6 protein-coding genes and 1 pseudogene are annotated in these 17,230 nt (G+C 65.2%); 4 read left to right on the top strand and 3 right to left on the bottom strand.

All coding sequences use genetic code 11. The features are described 5' to 3' along the window. Positions 1 to 18 precede the first annotated feature (18 nt). The 3 genes and pseudogenes from A5782_RS22700 to A5782_RS26585 form a co-directional block, all read left to right on the top strand. The gene (locus A5782_RS22700) at positions 19 to 783 is read left to right on the top strand and encodes a TVP38/TMEM64 family protein (RefSeq protein ID WP_067104338.1); all 765 of its coding nucleotides are present in this window, start codon (positions 19 to 21) and stop codon (positions 781 to 783) included. Positions 784 to 831: 48 nt separating this feature from the next. After that, positions 832 to 1,839, top strand: a complete 1,008-nt coding sequence (locus A5782_RS22695) for an endopeptidase (protein WP_067104337.1) — start codon at positions 832 to 834, stop codon at positions 1,837 to 1,839. Between the two features lie 501 nt (positions 1,840 to 2,340). Beyond that, positions 2,341 to 2,514 (top strand): annotated as a pseudogene (locus tag A5782_RS26585) (IS1634 family transposase); the annotation flags it as partial. Here A5782_RS26585 and A5782_RS22690 read toward each other — a convergent pair. Together A5782_RS22690 and A5782_RS26580 are read right to left on the bottom strand one after the other, a co-directional pair. Continuing rightward, positions 2,455 to 3,453, bottom strand: coding sequence for a fatty acid desaturase (locus A5782_RS22690; protein ID WP_231986762.1), 999 nt, complete (start codon positions 3,451 to 3,453; stop codon positions 2,455 to 2,457). The pseudogene A5782_RS26585 and the gene A5782_RS22690 overlap by 60 nt on opposite strands. 609 nt (positions 3,454 to 4,062) lie before the next feature. Beyond that, entirely contained in the window at positions 4,063 to 4,815 is a 753-nt protein-coding gene (locus A5782_RS26580) for a 1-aminocyclopropane-1-carboxylate synthase (protein WP_197694318.1), read from the bottom strand. Between the two features lie 850 nt (positions 4,816 to 5,665). Here A5782_RS26580 and A5782_RS22675 point away from each other — a divergent pair. Further along, positions 5,666 to 15,940 carry a non-ribosomal peptide synthetase gene (locus A5782_RS22675; protein WP_067104334.1) on the top strand — a complete coding sequence of 3,425 codons (10,275 nt, stop codon included), beginning with the start codon at positions 5,666 to 5,668 and terminating at the stop codon, positions 15,938 to 15,940. 215 nt (positions 15,941 to 16,155) lie between these two features. Here A5782_RS22675 and A5782_RS22670 read toward each other — a convergent pair. Then, positions 16,156 to 17,230: cell wall metabolism sensor histidine kinase WalK (locus A5782_RS22670; protein ID WP_067104333.1), on the bottom strand; the 1,075-nt coding region annotated here is incomplete at its 5' end.

Raw genomic sequence — 17,230 nt, 5'->3', positions numbered from 1 at the left:
CCCGTAACCTAGGTAGACGTGACGGGTTCCGCCACCAGCAAAATCACCGAAACGCTGCGCGATCTCGGCTGCGCGATCGGCGTGGCCGCGCGAAGCGTGTCCCGGTCGCGGATCGCCTGGACAGTGGTGGGCATCACAGCGCTGGTGGTGCTGGCATCCCGGCTTCCGCTGCCCTCGCCGGTGCTGATGCGCGACTGGGCGCAGTCCGTCGGACCGTGGTTCCCGCTGGCGTTCCTGATCGCCCACATCGTCGTGACGGTGGTGCCCATTCCGCGCACCGCGTTCACCCTGGCGGCCGGACTGTTGTTCGGCCCGCTGCTCGGCGTCGGCATCGCGGTGGTCGCCAGTACCGCGAGCGCGATGATCGCGATGCTGCTGGTGCGCGCGGCGGGGTGGCGGTTGAATCGCCTGGTGCGCCACCGCTCGATCGACACGGTGGAAGAGCGCCTGCGACAACGGGGCTGGCTGGCCGTCTTGTCACTTCGCCTGATTCCCGCGGTGCCGTTCTCGGCGCTCAACTACGCCGCGGGCGCGTCGAGCGTGCGGGTGCTGCCCTACGCGGTGGCGACTCTGGCCGGTTTGCTTCCCGGCACCACCGCCGTGGTGGTTCTCGGCGATGCGCTCGCCGGTCACATCAGCGCGCTGCTGTATCTGGTGTCGGCGGTCACGAGTGCGCTGGGATTGACGGGGCTGATCATCGAGATCCGCCACTTCCGTCGGCACCACCGCCGTGCGCGTCCCGTCGACGACGAGCCCTCCCCCGAGCCCGCCACCGTCGGCTGATCACCAACTTCGTTCAGTCCGCCCCGCGGTGCGGCAAAGATCGATCTAATAGTGAGGGTGTACGCGCTGGAGGTCGCGAGCTGGGGGACGCCGTACTCGCCGGCTCGGACCTTCGCGATGCCCCTTGGCGCCCTGGTGTTAGCGGTGCTGGCCGTGATGGGCTTCCTGCCCAGCCGCGGCGAGCGGCGTCGCAAGTCGAAGAGAAGCGTGTTCGCCGGAACGAACGTGCAGGCACACCGGGTCAAGATTCACACCTCGTTGCTCACCCTCGCGGTCGTGTGCAGCATCGCCGCCCTCGTCGCGGCCGTCTGCCTGTTCCCCAGTACCGCCACACCGGCGCAGCAGCCGACGCCGCCGCCGCCCGTCCTGGCGCCGATCGATCTGCCCGCCGCCAGCGCCGTGGGCCCGGGTACCGGAATTTACGTCGACTATGCCGACGGCTCCGGCGGAATGGGTTGTACCGCAGGATTTCTGGTGCACACCAGCACCGGCAAGTCCGGGATTCTCACCGCCGGGCATTGCAACCGTCCCGGGGAACCGAGCAGGGTGACCATGAACCTGGGCGGCGTCATTCCCTATGCGACGCTGGGCACGTTCAGCGAGACGATCAGCGAGGGAGTCCACAACGAACAGCACGACATAGGGCTGATCACGCTGGACGGCGACAACATTCCCCAGTCTTCGGCGATCGCCTCGTCGTTGCCGGTCACCGGTGTCGCCACCAACCTGCAAATCGGCAAGCAGTTGTGCAAGTTCGGCATGGGCTCCGGCGCCGATGCCTGCGGACAGATCGTGGAGGTCACCGGCAGCAAGGTCGTATTCCTGGCGAGCGGCCAGTGCGGCGACTCGGGCGGCCCGGTCTATATGTATGAGAAGGACGGCACCGTCAGCGCCGTCGGCATCCTCATCCGGGGCGGCGACCCCTACACCCCGAAAGCCGGGTGCGCGGCCCGGGCCAAATTCTCCGTCGCCGAATTGGTGCGGCCCTGGCTGGACAAGTGGCATCTGACCGCCGTGACCGCACCGTCTTCCGCCGCGCTGACGGGCGATCACTAGCGCCTCGAAGCACGGCTTCCCCTGCGATCTTCAGGTCGGCTTCAGGCTGACTTCCTACCGTCGCGGTACCGCCTCCGACTCGGCGACGAGTGGGGCACGGTGACCGGGAAATGCGGTGCGAGTACGTCGATTTCGTGCCGGCCCGGTGCAGGAACCGCCGACAGAGAGGATGAATGGGTCGAGTGAAGGTCAGACAAGTAATCGCTGGTTCGTTGCTTGCGGGCGCCCTTGGGGTCGCCGCGGCGGGCTTTGGTGCCGCGGTGGCGAGTGCGGATCCACCCCCGCCACCGCCACCAGGTCCAGGGCAACCGTGGGGACCGGGCCCGGGTGGACCGGGCGGGCCGCCGCCCCCGCCGGGTGGACCAGGCGGGCCGCCGCCCCCCGGTGGACCGTTCAGGCCGCCACCGCCGCCGGGGTTCTGATACCGGCCATGCGATAGCCGCGTCCGTAGGTGGCCGTCTCAATCACCGCGATTGAGGCGGCCACCACTGTTTTCACCGCCACTACCTCGAGACCCAAACCGCTTGGAACATTACGACATTCGTGTGAACCGCCCACCGACACCGCACCGTCAAGATTAAGGCCGGCAACCACACCCTGACCGCCGCCGACCCGCTACCCATCGATCTCCGCGATGCGATCACCGCTATCCACACCGACGGTGCGGCGACGTGACCTCCATGTGCGGTACTCCGAAGGAGTCATTTCCTGTCCCCACCCGGTGGTGATCGGCACGTTTCGGTCCAGATAGTCGGCTTCTGCTGCCCTCCATGCCTTGACGTACAGGTAAAACGGGATCGCAGGATGGATGTGATGGACTAAGTGATAGTTCTGATACATCAACAACAGACACAGAACACGCTCCCGGCCCACCCGAACCCGGGCGACCCGGAATCGGTCGGTCTTCGCCGTGCCGCCGAGCCCGTGATGGGGCAGCCAGTCAAACCACCACGCGAGGATGCCCATGCCGATCCGCTGCGGGATGAAATAGATGAGCACCAGCTCTCGCCCGTAGCCGAGAATCAGGATGGTGGTTACGAGGGCAACGGCCAGAACGAGTTGTATGGCAAATCCGAGGGCGTACTTGCGCGGCTGCCGGCGCAGGCGCGCTAGGTAAAAGCGGAAATACCAGGCATCGATCGTCAACCAGCGCAACGGCAGCTGCCAACGCGGGCCGGTGATACTCCACGCGTCCGGATCGTCATGGAAATCTTCGTTGGTGTTGCGGTGGTGGGCGATATGGATATAGGCGAGTACTGGAAATGTTCCGAACAACGAGACGAACGGCATAGACAAGCGGCCGAAGATCTGGTTAATCCACTCTGGCCGGCCGACGGTGTGGTGAATCGATTCGTGCAGCACGGTGAACATAGAAAAGGTTACGAGACCCTGAACGACGATGGTGACCACCAGCCACCAAGGACCCACTCCGTAGAGAACCGCTGCTGTCGCCGCCGACCACGCAACGAACGAACCAAGCCAGACCAGCACGGTCGGCACCGCAATGGTCCGGCGCGCGAACCTGGGAGTTGGGAAGCCTCGCCGGATTGCGGGCACCTCGCCGGCGCGCCGTGACCTTTGCTCGGCGGGGGCAGCCATGTCGACGCTTGTCACCACGACTCCCAGCGAGGAACACGACGCTGACGTACTGCGTAGAAATCCATGTGGCACCACCTTGCTTCAACGTTGCTCGTAATACGTATTTGCGTAATGAACTATTTGCCGTCTCGTCGTGTAGGCGCACACGATAAGTGCGGTTTTGCACACAAGCCCATGCGTGCGAATTGACGTGGTTAAGCATGGGCCGGGGTTGTCCGATAATGGCGGATCTGACCTCGGCATCGGTTAGTTTCCGGTCGGGGTGATCCGTCGACTGAAGGTGATCGCAAAGGTGCTTCCCGTGGGACGCTCTCAACCTGCTTGCAGCGCAGACTTAGTCGAATCCCCCTCTACGCTAGCTCTGGGAGTCGCCTGGATTGAACCAAAATTTTCATCAGGGTAAGCATCGGTGACTTACTCGCCGGAAAGCAGCGTTGTTGCTCGCTGGAATGCAGCGTCCACTGTTGATTTCTACATCGTTGCTCGCCGGTGTGGCCGCTGGAGTTGGAGTTGGAGTTGTTAAGCCTTCCCCCTCGCCAAAAGATAGTCGCTTCGGATGAACTTCGCGTTCCCGGCAGTTGACAGTTCCGGGGACTTGAAATATCAGGCATTTTGCGCTACCTCCTATACCGCAAGTTCGGGCATCCACGGATGCACGCAGGTTTTTCCGTTTTTCAATACCGTCATAAGCTTTCCGCCCAAATCGGCTGATACCGATCTGACGGAGGAAAGCCGAACATGATTCATGAGATTCGCCAGGGCGATCAGCTTGTAGTGTGGCTCTACCTGCGGACTTATCGCAGCAGGACGTATGTCGATAGGTATCGTTTCGTGATACCTCATGCCCAGCACGAACGCCCTCTTGGAATCGGCGCTCAGCATGAACGGCTCGTCACCCTTGTCGAGATTTCGGAGCATAAGAAGCGGAATATCGCTTACCCATAGAGGTTCCGCAGGTTTGTCGCGATCCGTGTGGGTGCCGATTGGGTTTTTCGGATGAGTCCAAGCAATCGTCAGGCCGGCGGCTATAAGTTCAAGTCTCATTTTCTGTCGCCACACTTCGCCTTCGGCTGCGATCGCTTCTACGAAGTTTTCCTCATTCTGATATGCGACCCCAACAACCAAATAACGGTCAGCATGTCCAGTGTGAAAGGCACGCAGCTCTGCTATAGTTCGGAAAAATTCCTCCATATCCAGGAGCAAATCGCTGGTATCGTAATAAAACTGGCGCTTTTCCAGCATCGCCTTGGTAAACGGACAATGAGCTTTGTGGCCGTCGCCTTGGACAAGAAAATCAAGGTACTGTTGAATTACCGCCACACAATCGTCCGTGTGATTGCTGAGTTCCGTGAACACATAGTCCGATCGTCGATTCATTGACGCCCCTCCCCAACGGCAAAACTCGACACCTGCGTCCTACCGGCGCCTGCGCTTGCGTTGATCGCCCGAGATCAGGTGCATCGCTGGCGGTGAACCCCTCCAAATCGAAACGAGTTTAACCCCGATACGGGCGGGAGGGTTGCCGATTTGCACCAATAAAGTGTCGATCTAATCGAGCAGCGTTCGGGCCGGTTCGCCATGGGGGCCGTCGAAGTGGCCGTCGAGCGGCGTGATCAGCGCCGATCGCTTTGTTTTCGTCCGGCTCCGAGCCAGGTCGGCGCGGCGGACCGGCTGACACTCGCCGGCTATCAGCACAGCCGGGTTTGCGTCGCGCGGCCGTCGACTCGGCGCGGGCGGCGCGAACGAGGGCCACAACAACCCGATACCTTGGCCACATCGACGGCGCAGACCCGTTCGATCACCAGCTCATGTTCGGCGTCAGGAACCTCCTCCGGAACCGGTCGGTGCGTCGGTCTCGATTTCAATTCGCTTGCCCCCAATCGGGTTCACACCCCCGGGGATCGCCTGACGGCCTCGGTCAAGGGAACCGAAATTCTGACCGGCGTGCTCGAAGCAAGAGTGCGTGCCCATTCCAGATCGGCCCCCGGCGTCCAGGCTCATGACAGCATCAGCGTCCCAACTCGCCCGTGCCGGCAGGTGCTGCAGCCATCGGGAGCGGCGGGTGGTCTATGGGGAAGCCGACCTCGCCGCTGCCTAGACCACATGGCGCAGAAGTGGCGGACATTCGGCCGAAATCTCTGCGCGACGGACCGGGGCCGGGCAGGATTTCGATCAGTAACCACACCCCGGGGTATGGGGGCAAGCGGGTAAAGCTTTGGGGGAGTCGATGAACCGTGAAGATTTGGCGCTGCCGCTGACACGCGGACAACTAGATATCTGGCTCTCGCAGGAATCGGGCTATGCCGGTACGGAGTGGCAGCTCGGCCTGTTGATAAAGATCGAGGGCGGGATACAGCGTGATGTCCTCGAGCAGGCGATCCGCCAAACGGTGGCGGAGGCCGAACCGAGCAGGGTTGCATTCTTCGAGACCGATGGCCACGTGGTCCAAAGGCCGATCGATGACCCGCATGTCGAGCTCAAGTTTCATGACCTGATCGGCACGCCCGATCCCGTGCAGGAAGCCTGCCGGCGGGCTTCCTGCATCCAGCGCACCCCGATGGCGTTGAACGGCCAGTTACTCAAATTCGCTCTGTTCCAGACGCAGGCCGAGGAATTTTATTTGTTCGGCTGCTGCCACCACATCGTCTTAGACGGATTGAGCATGGCGCTGATGTGCCGTCGCGTTGCAACCATCTATTCGGCAATGGTCGCTGGATTGCCTGTTCCTGACGCCTATTTCGGCTCGCTGCAGGACCTGGTTGATCTCGAGTCGGGATACGAAGCATCCACCGATTATCTGGAAGACGAAGCGTACTGGAGCAAGAACCTTCCGCCGGAAGGCGGACAGGATTATCAGCTGCCCCACACCACGGTCGACCGGGACCCCTGTGGGCCGTCGGGGTCAGTTCAGTTGGATGCTGTCGCTGTCAGCCGCATGCAGGAACTGTCCAAAAAGCTGCGCATCCGCCGCCATTCGGTCACCACAGCGGCATGCGCTCTCTTGGTGCATGCATGGTCGGGAAGCGGTTCGGAGGTGGCGCTGGATTTCCCGGTCAGCCGACGGGTACGTCCGGAGTCGAAGACACTCCCGGGGATGCTCGCCGGAGTTGTGCCACTGGTCTTGCAGACGTCACCGGAAACAACGGTCGCCGATTTCTGTCAGCACGTGGACACACAGATACGGGAATTGCTGAAGCATCAGCGGTTTCCGGTGCACCAGCACGACGAAGGCAGCTTTCTCAACCCGAGACAGGCAGCGAACAGGGTAGGTATCAATTTCATCCCGTCCCGATTGACCCTGGATCTTGGTGGCGCTCCGGCAACCGCGACATACACCGATAACGGCCCCGCCAATCACTTCGGGCTTTTCTTCATTGGATCGAGTGACCGGCTGTTCCTCAGCACGGCAGGCCGCGGACAGCCGTTTGCGAGCTTTGACGTCTCCTACCTGGCGGCACGTCTGCAGCAGGTGCTGATGGAAATGACTGCCGATCCCGAGCGGCCGATCTCCTCGATCGACATCCTCGATGAGGATGAGAACGCCCGGCTCAATGGGTGGTCGCATGGCGCCGCGTTAACCCAGCCGGTAACCGCGCCGGTGTCGATTCCGGTGGTGTTCACCGAGCACGCCGAGCGCACCCCCGACGCGGTAGCGGTGACCTTCGACGGCCGCTCCATGACGTATCGGGGACTCGACGAGGCCGCAAACCGGTTGGCACACCTTCTGGCCGGTCATGGGGTTGGCCCCGGGCAGTGTGTGGCGCTGCTTTTCCCCCGGTGCGCTGACGCGGTCGTGGCGATGCTGGCGGTGCTCAAGACCGGGGCAGCGTATGTGCCGGTGGACCCGGGGCATGCGTCGGCGCGGATGGAGTTCGTGCTTGCCGATGCCGCACCGGCCGCGCTGATCACCACGGCCGAGCTGCGCTCACGGCTGCACGGATCCGGTCTGCTGGTCGTCGATGCCCACGACCCCGCCATCAAGGCTCAACCCGCCACCCCACTTCCAATGCCCGCACCCGAAAACGTCGCCTACATCATCTACACCTCCGGGACTACGGGCACACCCAAAGGCGTGGCCATCACGCACCACAACGTCACTTGGCTGATCGAGGCGCTCGACGAGCGCCTACCGCGCGGAGGGGTGTGGGCGCAGTGCTACTCCTCGGCCTTCGACTTATCGGTGTGGGATATCTGGGGTGCGCTGCTGCGGGGCAGACGACTGCTGGTGGTGCCCGAGTCCGTTGCGGGCTCCCCGGAAGATCTCCACGCGTTGCTGGTCGCGGAGAAGGTCAGCGTGCTGACTCAGATTCCGTCGTCTGTGGCGCTGCTGTCACCGGAGAGGTTGGAGTCGACGGCGTTGGTGGTGGGCGGTGAGGCGTGCCCGACCGACGTAGTGGATCGGTGGGCGGCACCCGGGCGGGTGATGATCAATGCCTACGGCCCGACCGAGGCGACGGTGTGCGCGTCGATGAGTACGCCGCTGACGCCGGGGCAGGGCTTGGTGCCGATCGGGTCGCCGATACCCGGGGCGGCAATGTTCGTGCTGGACAAGTGGCTGCAGCCGGTGCCGGCCGGGGTGGTCGGTGAGCTGTACCTGGCCGGGCGCGGCGTGGGCCTTGGATATGTGCGGCGTGCTGGTTTGACCGCGTCGCGGTTTGTGGCGTGCCCGTTCGGGGCCCCCGGGGCACGCATGTATCGAACCGGCGACCTGGTGTCCTGGGGTGAGGACGGGCAGCTGCGACACCTGGGCCGCGCCGACGAGCAGGTCAAGATCCGCGGGTACCGCATCGAACTCGGTGAAGTCCAGGTAGCCCTGGCCGCCCTGGATGGGGTGCACCAGGCGGCGGTCATCGCCCGCGAGGATCGGCCCGGTAACAAGCGGCTGGTGGGTTACATCACCGGCACCGCCGACCCGACCGAGATCCGCACGGCATTGGCTGATCGGCTCCCGGCCTACATGGTCCCCGCCGCGGTGGTGGTGTTGCCGGCAATCCCGTTGACGGTCAACGGAAAACTCGACAAGCGCGCCTTGCCCGCACCCGAATTCGCTGCCGGTAAGTACCGGGCCCCGGCCGACGCGGTCGAGGGAATCCTGGCCGACATCTACGCCCAAGTCCTCGGGATGGAGCGGGTGGGGGTCGATGACTCGTTCTTCGACCTCGGCGGCGACAGCATCCTGTCGATGCAGGTCGTGGCCCGCGCGCGGGCGGCCGGGGTGATGTGCCGGCCGCGTGACATTTTCGTCGAACAGACCGTCGCGCGAGTGGCGCGGGTCGCGATGGTGGCCGATGGCGGGGCCGGCGTCGTCGACGAGGGCATCGGCCCGGTGGTGGCCACCCCGATCATGCACTCGCTGCACAGCGCCGAGGGCCCGATCGACGAGTTCAACCAGACCATGGTGGTCGCCGCTCCGGCGGGGGTGACCGAGGCCGACGTGTCAGTCGTCCTGCAGGCGTTGCTCGATCGGCATGCCATGTTGCGGCTGCGCATCGACGACGGCGGAGCCGACGGCTGGTCGCTGGAGGCTCCCGAAGCTGGTTCGGTGGACGCGCGCGGATGCCTGCATACCGCCGATGTGTTGTCGGATAAAGCGCTGGTAGTGGCACGGTCGCGGTTGAACCCGGCGGCGGGACTGATGCTCAGCGCGGTGTGGGCGACTTCCACCGGTCAGCTGGCATTGATCATTCATCACCTGGCCGTCGACGGGGTGTCGTGGCGAATCCTGTTGGAGGACCTCAACATCGCCTGGGCGCAGCATCACAGCGGGCAGCCAGTGGCGTTGCCCATGGGCGGGACGTCGTTTGCGCGTTGGTCATCGCTGCTTGCCGGGCATGCGCGCCGCGCCGAGGTAGTGGCGCAGGCCGAGACATGGCGACACGTGGCGGCAATACCGGCCGCGCTGCCGGCGGTGCAGCCCGCGGTGGATACCTACCAGACCGCCGGCCAGCTGTCGGTGTCGCTGGATGTCGAGACCACCCGTCGGCTGCTGGGTGAGGTGCCGGCGGCGTTCCACGCCGGTGTCGGTGACATAGTGCTGATCGCCTTCGGGCTGGCGTTCGCGGAGTTTCTCGGCACCGGCGCGGGTGTGCCGATCGGTGTCGACGTCGAGGGTCACGGGCGCCACGAGGAGCTGGCTCCCTCTGTGGACCTGTCTCGCACGGTGGGCTGGTTCACCGCCAAGTATCCGGTCGCGTTGACGGTCGGTGGCCTGTCCTGGGCGCAGGTGGTCGCCGGTGAGGCCGCGCTGGGCGCTCTGATCAAGGACGCCAAGGAGCAGCTGCGCGCCCTACCCGATCCGCTGACCTATGGTCTGCTGCGCTACCTGAACCCCGAGGTCGATCTCGGCGGGCCCGACCCGACGATCGGGTTCAACTACCTAGGCCGGCTCGGTGCGGGTACCGACCTGCCCGGCGAATTGTGGCGGATCCACGAGGACGGCCTGTCGTTTGCGGGTGTGGCTACGGCGGTGCCCCTTCGGTTGGCGCACACGGTGGAGCTCAATGCCGGAACCATGGACACCGAGGGTGGGCCGCACCTACAGGCGAACTGGACGTGGGCGCCCTCGGCGCTGAATGCCGAGCAGGTCAGCCGGCTGAGCCAGTTGTGGTTCGAGGCTCTGGCCGGTATCTGCGCGCACGTCAAAGCCGGTGGGGGCGGACTCACCCCGTCCGATCTCGCTCCGGCCCGCCTCAGCCAGCAACAGATCGACCAACTCTGCTCGCAGGGCGACGTCTTGGACGTGCTGCCGCTGACCCCGGTGCAGCAGGGTCTGCTGTTCCACACCAGCTTCGCGCCCGGTCTGGACGACCTGTACACCGTGCAGCTCGGTATCACGGTCAACGGCGCCCTCGATGCGCACCGCCTGCGCGAGGCCGTGCAGACGGTCGTCAACCGGCATCCCAACCTGGTGGCCCGGTTCTGCGAAGACTTCGGTGAGCCGATGCAGGTTATCCCGGCCAAGCCGGTGATCGCGTGGCAGGACGTTGAACTGAACCCCGTGGGCGGCGACGCCGATCAGCAGATTGAGCGACTGTGTGCTGCTGAGCGCGCCGCGGTCTGCGACCTGGCCGACAAGCCGACGTTTCGGGCGGCGCTGATCCGCGCCGCAGAAGACCAATACCGCTTGGTGCTCACCATTCACCACATCGTGGCGGATGGCTGGTCGCTGCCAATCCTGATGCAGGAGGTCTTCGGCAGCTACTACGGCGAACGGCTGCCCGCGGCTCCGTCGTACCGCAGCTTTGTCACCTGGCTGGCCAGTCAGGATCGCGGTGCCGCACAAGGGGCTTGGCGCGACGTGATGGCGGGTTTCGAGACTCCGACGTTGGTGGGCACGCCCGGACAGATAGGGCGCCGTGACGTCGCATCTGTTCGGGTGTCCGCCGAGACCACAGCTGCCCTCACCGAGCTGGCCCGCTCGTGCCACACCACCGTGAGCACCGTCCTGCAGGGCGCATGGGCGCAGCTGCTGATGTGGCTGACCGGTCAACATGATGTGGCGTTCGGCACCGCGGTCTCGGGTAGGCCGACCGAGCTGATCGGCTCGGAATCCATTGTGGGCCTGATGATCAACACGGTGCCGGTGCGGGCCAACGCCACCACAGGGACCACAGTCGCCGATCTGCTGGATCAGCTGCAGCGCGTCCACAACGACACCCTCGAGTACGAGTATCTGGCGCTGCCCGAGATCCACCGCGCCACTGGTCACGATCAGCTGTTCGACACACTCTTCCTGTACGAGAACTATCCGATCGACGCCGGCGCCCTGTTGGGCGCCCACGACCTGGCGGTTACCGAGTTCGACAGCCGCGAATTCAACCACTATCCGCTGTCGGTGGTGGCGACGCCGGGCCACGAAATGAGCCTTCGCGTCGAATTCGACACAGACGCGTTTGACCGTGCAGCCATCGACACGCTGATCGACCGGCTGCAGCAGGTCCTGGAGGAAATGATCGCCGATCCCGCCCGGCGGTTGTCGTCGATCGATCTGCTCGACCGAGGCGAGCACGACCGCCTCGACGCGTGGGGCAACCGGGCGATGCTGGCCGAGCCGGAGATGTCCGCGCGCTCGATCCCCGACTTGTTCGCCGCTCAGGCGTTCCGCGCGCCGGAGGCGGTGGCGATCAGCTATGGGGATCGGTCGTGGACTTACCGCGAGGTGGAGGAGTCCGCTAATCGGTTGGCGCACTTGCTGATTCCTCAGGGTGCGGGCCCGGGTGCGCGTGTGGCCCTGTTGCTTCCGCGTTTGCCCGAGGCGGTCGTGGCGATCCTGGCGGTGCTCAAGTCCGGTGCCGCGTATGTGCCGATCGATCCGACGGTGCCCGCGGCGCGGATGGAGTTCATGTTGGGCGACGCTGCGCCTATCGCTGTGGTCACCAACGCGGACTTGCGGTCACGGCTGGAGGGGTCTGGCCTGCCGCTCATCGACATCGACGACCCTGTGGCGACGACCCAGCCCGAGACCGCGTTGCCGGCGGTGGGGGCCGAGAACGTCGCCTACATCATTTACACCTCGGGCACGACCGGGACACCCAAAGGTGTTGCAGTGCCTCATCACAACGTCACCCAGCTGCTAGAATCGCTGGACGCCCAGCTGGCGCTGGGGCAAGTGTGGACGCAGTGTCATTCGTTGGCGTTTGACTTCTCCGTGTGGGAGATCTTCGGTTCGCTGTTGTATGGCGGGCGGTTGGTGATGGTGCCCGACTCGGTGGTGCATTCGCCAGAAGAGTTGCACGCCTTGCTGGTTCGTGAACAGGTCAGTGTGTTGAGTCAGACACCGTCGGCGTTTTATGCGCTGCAGACCGCTGATGGACTCTCCCCGGAACTTGGGCAGCAGCTGAAGTTGCAGTCGGTGGTGTTCGGTGGCGAGGCGCTCGAACCCAACCGTCTGGAGACCTGGCTGAACCACCACCCCGGACTGCCGCGTCTGATGAATATGTATGGCATCACGGAGACGACAGTCCACGCGTCGTTCCGCGAGATCGTCGACGGCGACGTCGACAGCAATGCCAGCCCCATCGGGGTGCCGTTGGCCCACCTTGCCTTCTTCGTACTCGACGGGTGGTTGCGTCAGGTGCCCGCCGGGGTGGTCGGCGAGCTGTATGTGGCCGGTGCCGGGCTGGCCGCCGGGTATGTGGGCAGGCCCGGGTTGAGCTCGACGCGGTTTGTGGCGTGCTCGTTCGGACAACCGGGTGCGCGCATGTATCGCACCGGTGACCTGGTGTCGTGGGGTGCCGATGGTCAGCTGCGTTATGTCGGGCGTGCTGATGAGCAGGTCAAGATCCGCGGGTATCGCATCGAGCTCGGCGAGATCCAGGCGGCCATTAGCGGGCTGGACGGCGTCGATCATGCGGCGGTGATCGCGCGCGAGGACCGTCCCGGCCACAAGCGGCTGGTGGGCTACATCACCGGGACCGCCGACCCGGCGGAGATCCGTACCCAATTGGGTGAACGGTTGCCGACCTACATGGTGCCGGCCGCGGTCGTCGTGCTCGAGGCGCTGCCATTGACGGTCAACGGCAAACTCGACGTCCGCGCCCTGCCGGCACCCGAATACTCCGATGTCGACCATTACCGCGCTCCATCCAGCGCGGTCGAGGGAATCCTGGCCGGCATCTATGCCCAGGTTTTGGGTGTGGAGCGGGTCGGTGTCGATGACTCGTTCTTCGATCTGGGCGGTGACAGCATCTTGTCGATGCAAGTCGTGGCCCGGGCTCGGGCGGCCGGCGTAATGTGCCGTCCGCGTGACATTTTCGTCGAACAGACGGTGGCGCGGCTCGCACAGGTCGCCACGGTGTTTGCCGACGGCGAGGCCGGCGTGGTCGACGAGGGCACCGGGTCGGTGGTGGCCATTCCGATCATGCGCTGGCTGCGGAGCGTCGAGGGCCCGGTCGAGCAGTTCAACCAGACGATGGTGGTGCAAGCGCCCGCTGGCGTCACACAGGTCGACGCGGTGGTGGTCCTGCAGGCGTTGCTGGATCGGCATGCCACGCTGCGGATGCGCGCCGAAGACGACGGCGCCGGGGGTTGGTTGTTGTGGGTGCCCGAAGCCGGGACGGTAGATGCCGGCGGCTGCGTGGACACCGTCGACGAGCTGTCGGCTGAGGCGTTGGTGGCGGCCCGATCACGTCTGGACCCGGACACCGGGGCAATGCTGCGTGCGGTGTGGGCCGAGTCGACGAACCAGTTGGCGTTGATCATTCACCACCTGGCCGTCGATGGCGTGTCGTGGCGAATCCTGTTGGAAGACCTCAATATTGCCTGGGCGCAGCTTCACAACGAGCAGCCGGTGGCGCTGCCGGCGCCCGGGACGTCGTTTGCCCGGTGGTCGTCGCTGCTGGCCGATCACGCGCAGAGCGCAGACGTGATGGCCCAGGCCGAGGCGTGGCGTCAGGTGGCGGCATTCCCGGCCGCGCTGCCGCCGGTCCAGCCGGAGGACACCTACGTCAGCGCCGGCCAATTGTCGGTGTCGCTGGATGTCGAGACGACCCGCCTACTGCTTGGCGAGGCCCCGGCGGCATTTCATGCCGGGGTTCAAGACATTTTGCTGATCGCGTTCGGCTTGGCGTGGACGCATTTCTTGGGCACCGGCGCCCCGATCGGCATCGATGTGGAGGGCCACGGCCGCCAGGAGGAGCTGGCTCCGCACGTCGACTTGTCGCGCACGGTGGGCTGGTTCACCACCAAGTACCCGGTGGCCTTGAACTTCGGAGGGCCGGTCGGCGGCCTGTCCTGGGGACAGGTGGTGGCGGGTGAGGACGCCCTGGGCGCGGTGATCAAAAACGCCAAGGAGCAGCTGCGCGCCCTGCCCGACGGTCTGACCTACGGACTGCTGCGTTACCTCACCCCTGAGTTCGATCTGGGCGGGCCCGACCCCGTGATCGGCTTCAACTACCTGGGTCGTCTGGGTGGCGCGGCCGAGCCCTCCAGTGAGTTGTGGCGGCTCAGCGAGAACAGTTTCTCGCTGGCCGGTGCCGCGGGTGCAGTGGAGATGCCGCTGGCGCACACCGTGGGGCTCAATGCCGGCACCATGGACACCGAGGCCGGCCCGCACCTGCAGGCCAACTGGACCTGGGCGCGCTCCGCGCTCGATGACAAGCAGCTCAGCCGGCTCAGCGAGCTGTGGTTCGACGCGCTGGCCGGCATCTGCGCGCACGTGCGTGGCGGTGGGGGCGGGTTGACCCCGTCCGACATCGTTCCAGCCCGTCTCGCCCAGCAGGACATCGACGAGCTGGCGCAGCGGTACCGTATCGGCGATGTGTTGCCGCTGACCCCCCTGCAGCAGGGCCTGCTGTACTACACCGGCAGCGCGCAGGGCAGTGACGAACTGTACGCGGTGCAGCTCGATATCACCGTGAGCGGTGCCCTTGACCCCCAGCGCTTGCGCGAGGCGGTGCACGCCGTCGTCACCCGCCACCCGAACGTGGTGGCCGGCTTCTGCGAGGACTTCGGTGAGCCGGTGCAAGTCATGCCCGCCGATCCGGCGCTGGCGTGGCAGTACGTCGAGCTGAGCTCTGCAGATGCTGATGTCGAGGAACAGGTGCAGCAGCTGTGTACCGCCGAACGCGTCGCGGTCTGCGATCTTGCCGGCCAGCCGCCCTTCCGGGCTGCCTTGATCCGCACCGCGGACGATCTGTATAGGTTCGTGCTCACCAACCACCACATCGTGCTGGACGGTTGGTCGAAGCCGATCCTGCTGCAGGAAATCTTCGCCAGCTATTGCGGCGTGCGGCTGCCCGCGGCCCCGTCGTATCGCAGCTTTGTCACGTGGCTGTCCAAACAGGATCGAAGCGCCGCTCAGGCAGTGTGGCATGAGGTGTTCGACGGGTTCGACAGTCCCAGCCTGGTGGGACCCTCGGGGCGCCTGGCGCTCGGTCTGCGCGGTATGGAGTCGTTCCAGGTGTCCGCGGAGACCACGAAGGCGTTGGGCGAGCTGGCGCGTTCGTGCAGCACCACGGTCAGCACCGTCTTGCAGGCCGCATGGGCGCAGCTGCTGATGTGGCTGACCGGCCAGCACGATGTGGCATTCGGCACGGCGGTCTCGGGTCGGCCGACCGAGCTGGCCGGGGCGGAATCGATGGTCGGGCTGTTGATCAACACCGTCCCGGTGCGGGCGACAATCGGTGCGGAAACCACCATCGCCGACCTGCTTGACCAGCTGCAAAGCGCCTACACCAAGACTCTTGACCACCAGCACCTCGCCCTGAGTGAGATCCACCGCGTGACGGGGCACGACCATTTATTCGACACAATGTTCGTGTACGAGAACTATCCGATCGATACCGCCGCATTATTGGCCGTCGACGAGTTGGCCATCAGCGGGTTCACCAACCGCGAATACAACCATTACCCGCTCTCGGTGCAAGCCGTGCCGGGCCACGAAATAGGTCTTCGCGTCGAGTTCGACACTGAAGTGTTTAGCGCGGCCAAAATCGACAAGTTGGTCGAGCGGTTCCGGCGCGTGCTGGTAGCCATGACCGCAGACGTGGAGGAGCAACCATGACCGTCCGAGCGGGACGGCCGATTGTTGCCAAGACACGATCGATACCAGGCTAGCCGCCAAACACCTTGGGCCAGAGGTGAATCCAGCACGGATGGCGCTGTTTGAACCTGGCTCCTCGTCCACACCCAATCAGGGCTGCGCCTTCGACCTCATCAACGCGACCGCCCCAGCCCTCACGTAGTCAGACCCAAATCCCCAGCATCAACCACAATTAGCTACCCGGATCGCCCGGTGTTGATCGGCAGCGTGAGCCGGAATTGCGCGCCACCCTCGTGGGGCACGCATGCCAGCTCGCCGCCGTGGGCACGCGCCAACGCCCGCGCGATGGCCAGGCCCAGACCGGCGCCGCCGTGGTCGCGGGCGCGCCCGGAGTCCAGGCGCACCAGCCGTTCGAAGATGTTGTCCCGCTGGTCATCTGGGATGCCCGGGCCGGTGTCGGTGATGACGACCTCCGCAAGGCCATCGCGTGCGCGAAGGTCAACCGTGATAGCCCCACCGGCGGGCGTGTACCGGCGGGCGTTGTCAAGCAGGTTGGACACGATCTGCGACACGCGGGTCGCGTCGGCGTTGAGGTTCAGCGTGGTCAAACCGGTGCGGCTGACGCTGACCTGTGGTGCCAGCATCGCGGCTCGGTCGGCTTCGCGATCGAGCACGGCGGCCACGTCGACGTCGTCCCGCTCGAGCGCAAGCCCGGCGTCGATGCGGCTCAGGTCCAGCATGTCGGAGACGAGTCGCCCGGCGCGACGGGCGTCGGAGAGCAACAGGCTCGCCCGGCGGTATTGCCCGTCGTCGTGGTGTTCGGACGCGCCGTGAGCGAGTTGCTCGGCCGCGACCTGCATGCCGGCGATCGGGGTGCGCAATTCGTGGGCCGCGTCGACAAGAAATCGCCGGGTTGCCGACTCAGCGCGCTGCGCGGTGTCAGCGGCGTGGCGGGCGCGCTTCTCCGACATCTCGAGTGCGTCCAGCATACCGTCGAAAGCGCTTGCGGCACGGCCTAATTCGGTACCGGTGCGATCGGGGTGCAGCCGCCGGCCACGGTCCCCGGTGGTGATGGCGTTGGCCAGTGCGGTGAGCCGATCCAGCGGGCGCAGCGCCGCCCGGCTGACCGCAACAAGCAGCAGCGCCGCGAGCAGCAAGGTCACCAGGCCCGCCCCGATCATCAAGCCGCGCAGCTGATGAGCGACCTGCGTGGTCTGTGTGGTGTCGGCGACCAGGATCACCCGGGTGCCATCGGGCAGCGGGTGAACGACGGCCGTCGCGGTGGCATCCGGCGGAGGTCCGGGCGGCGGC

Source organism: Mycobacterium sp. 852002-40037_SCH5390672, from assembly GCF_001665875.1.
Taxonomy (GTDB): Bacteria; Actinomycetota; Actinomycetes; order Mycobacteriales; family Mycobacteriaceae; genus Mycobacterium.
This window is presented reverse-complemented; position numbering and strand designations above follow the sequence as displayed.

What these genes read in the sequence shown, in the direction of transcription:
- A5782_RS22675 (WP_067104334.1), top strand. Translation starts at nt 5,666, where the DNA reads ATGAACCGTGAAGATTTGGCGCTGCCGCTGACACGCGGACAACTAGAT.
- A5782_RS26580 (WP_197694318.1), bottom strand. Translation starts at nt 4,815, where the DNA reads ATGAATCGACGATCGGACTATGTGTTCACGGAACTCAGCAATCACACG.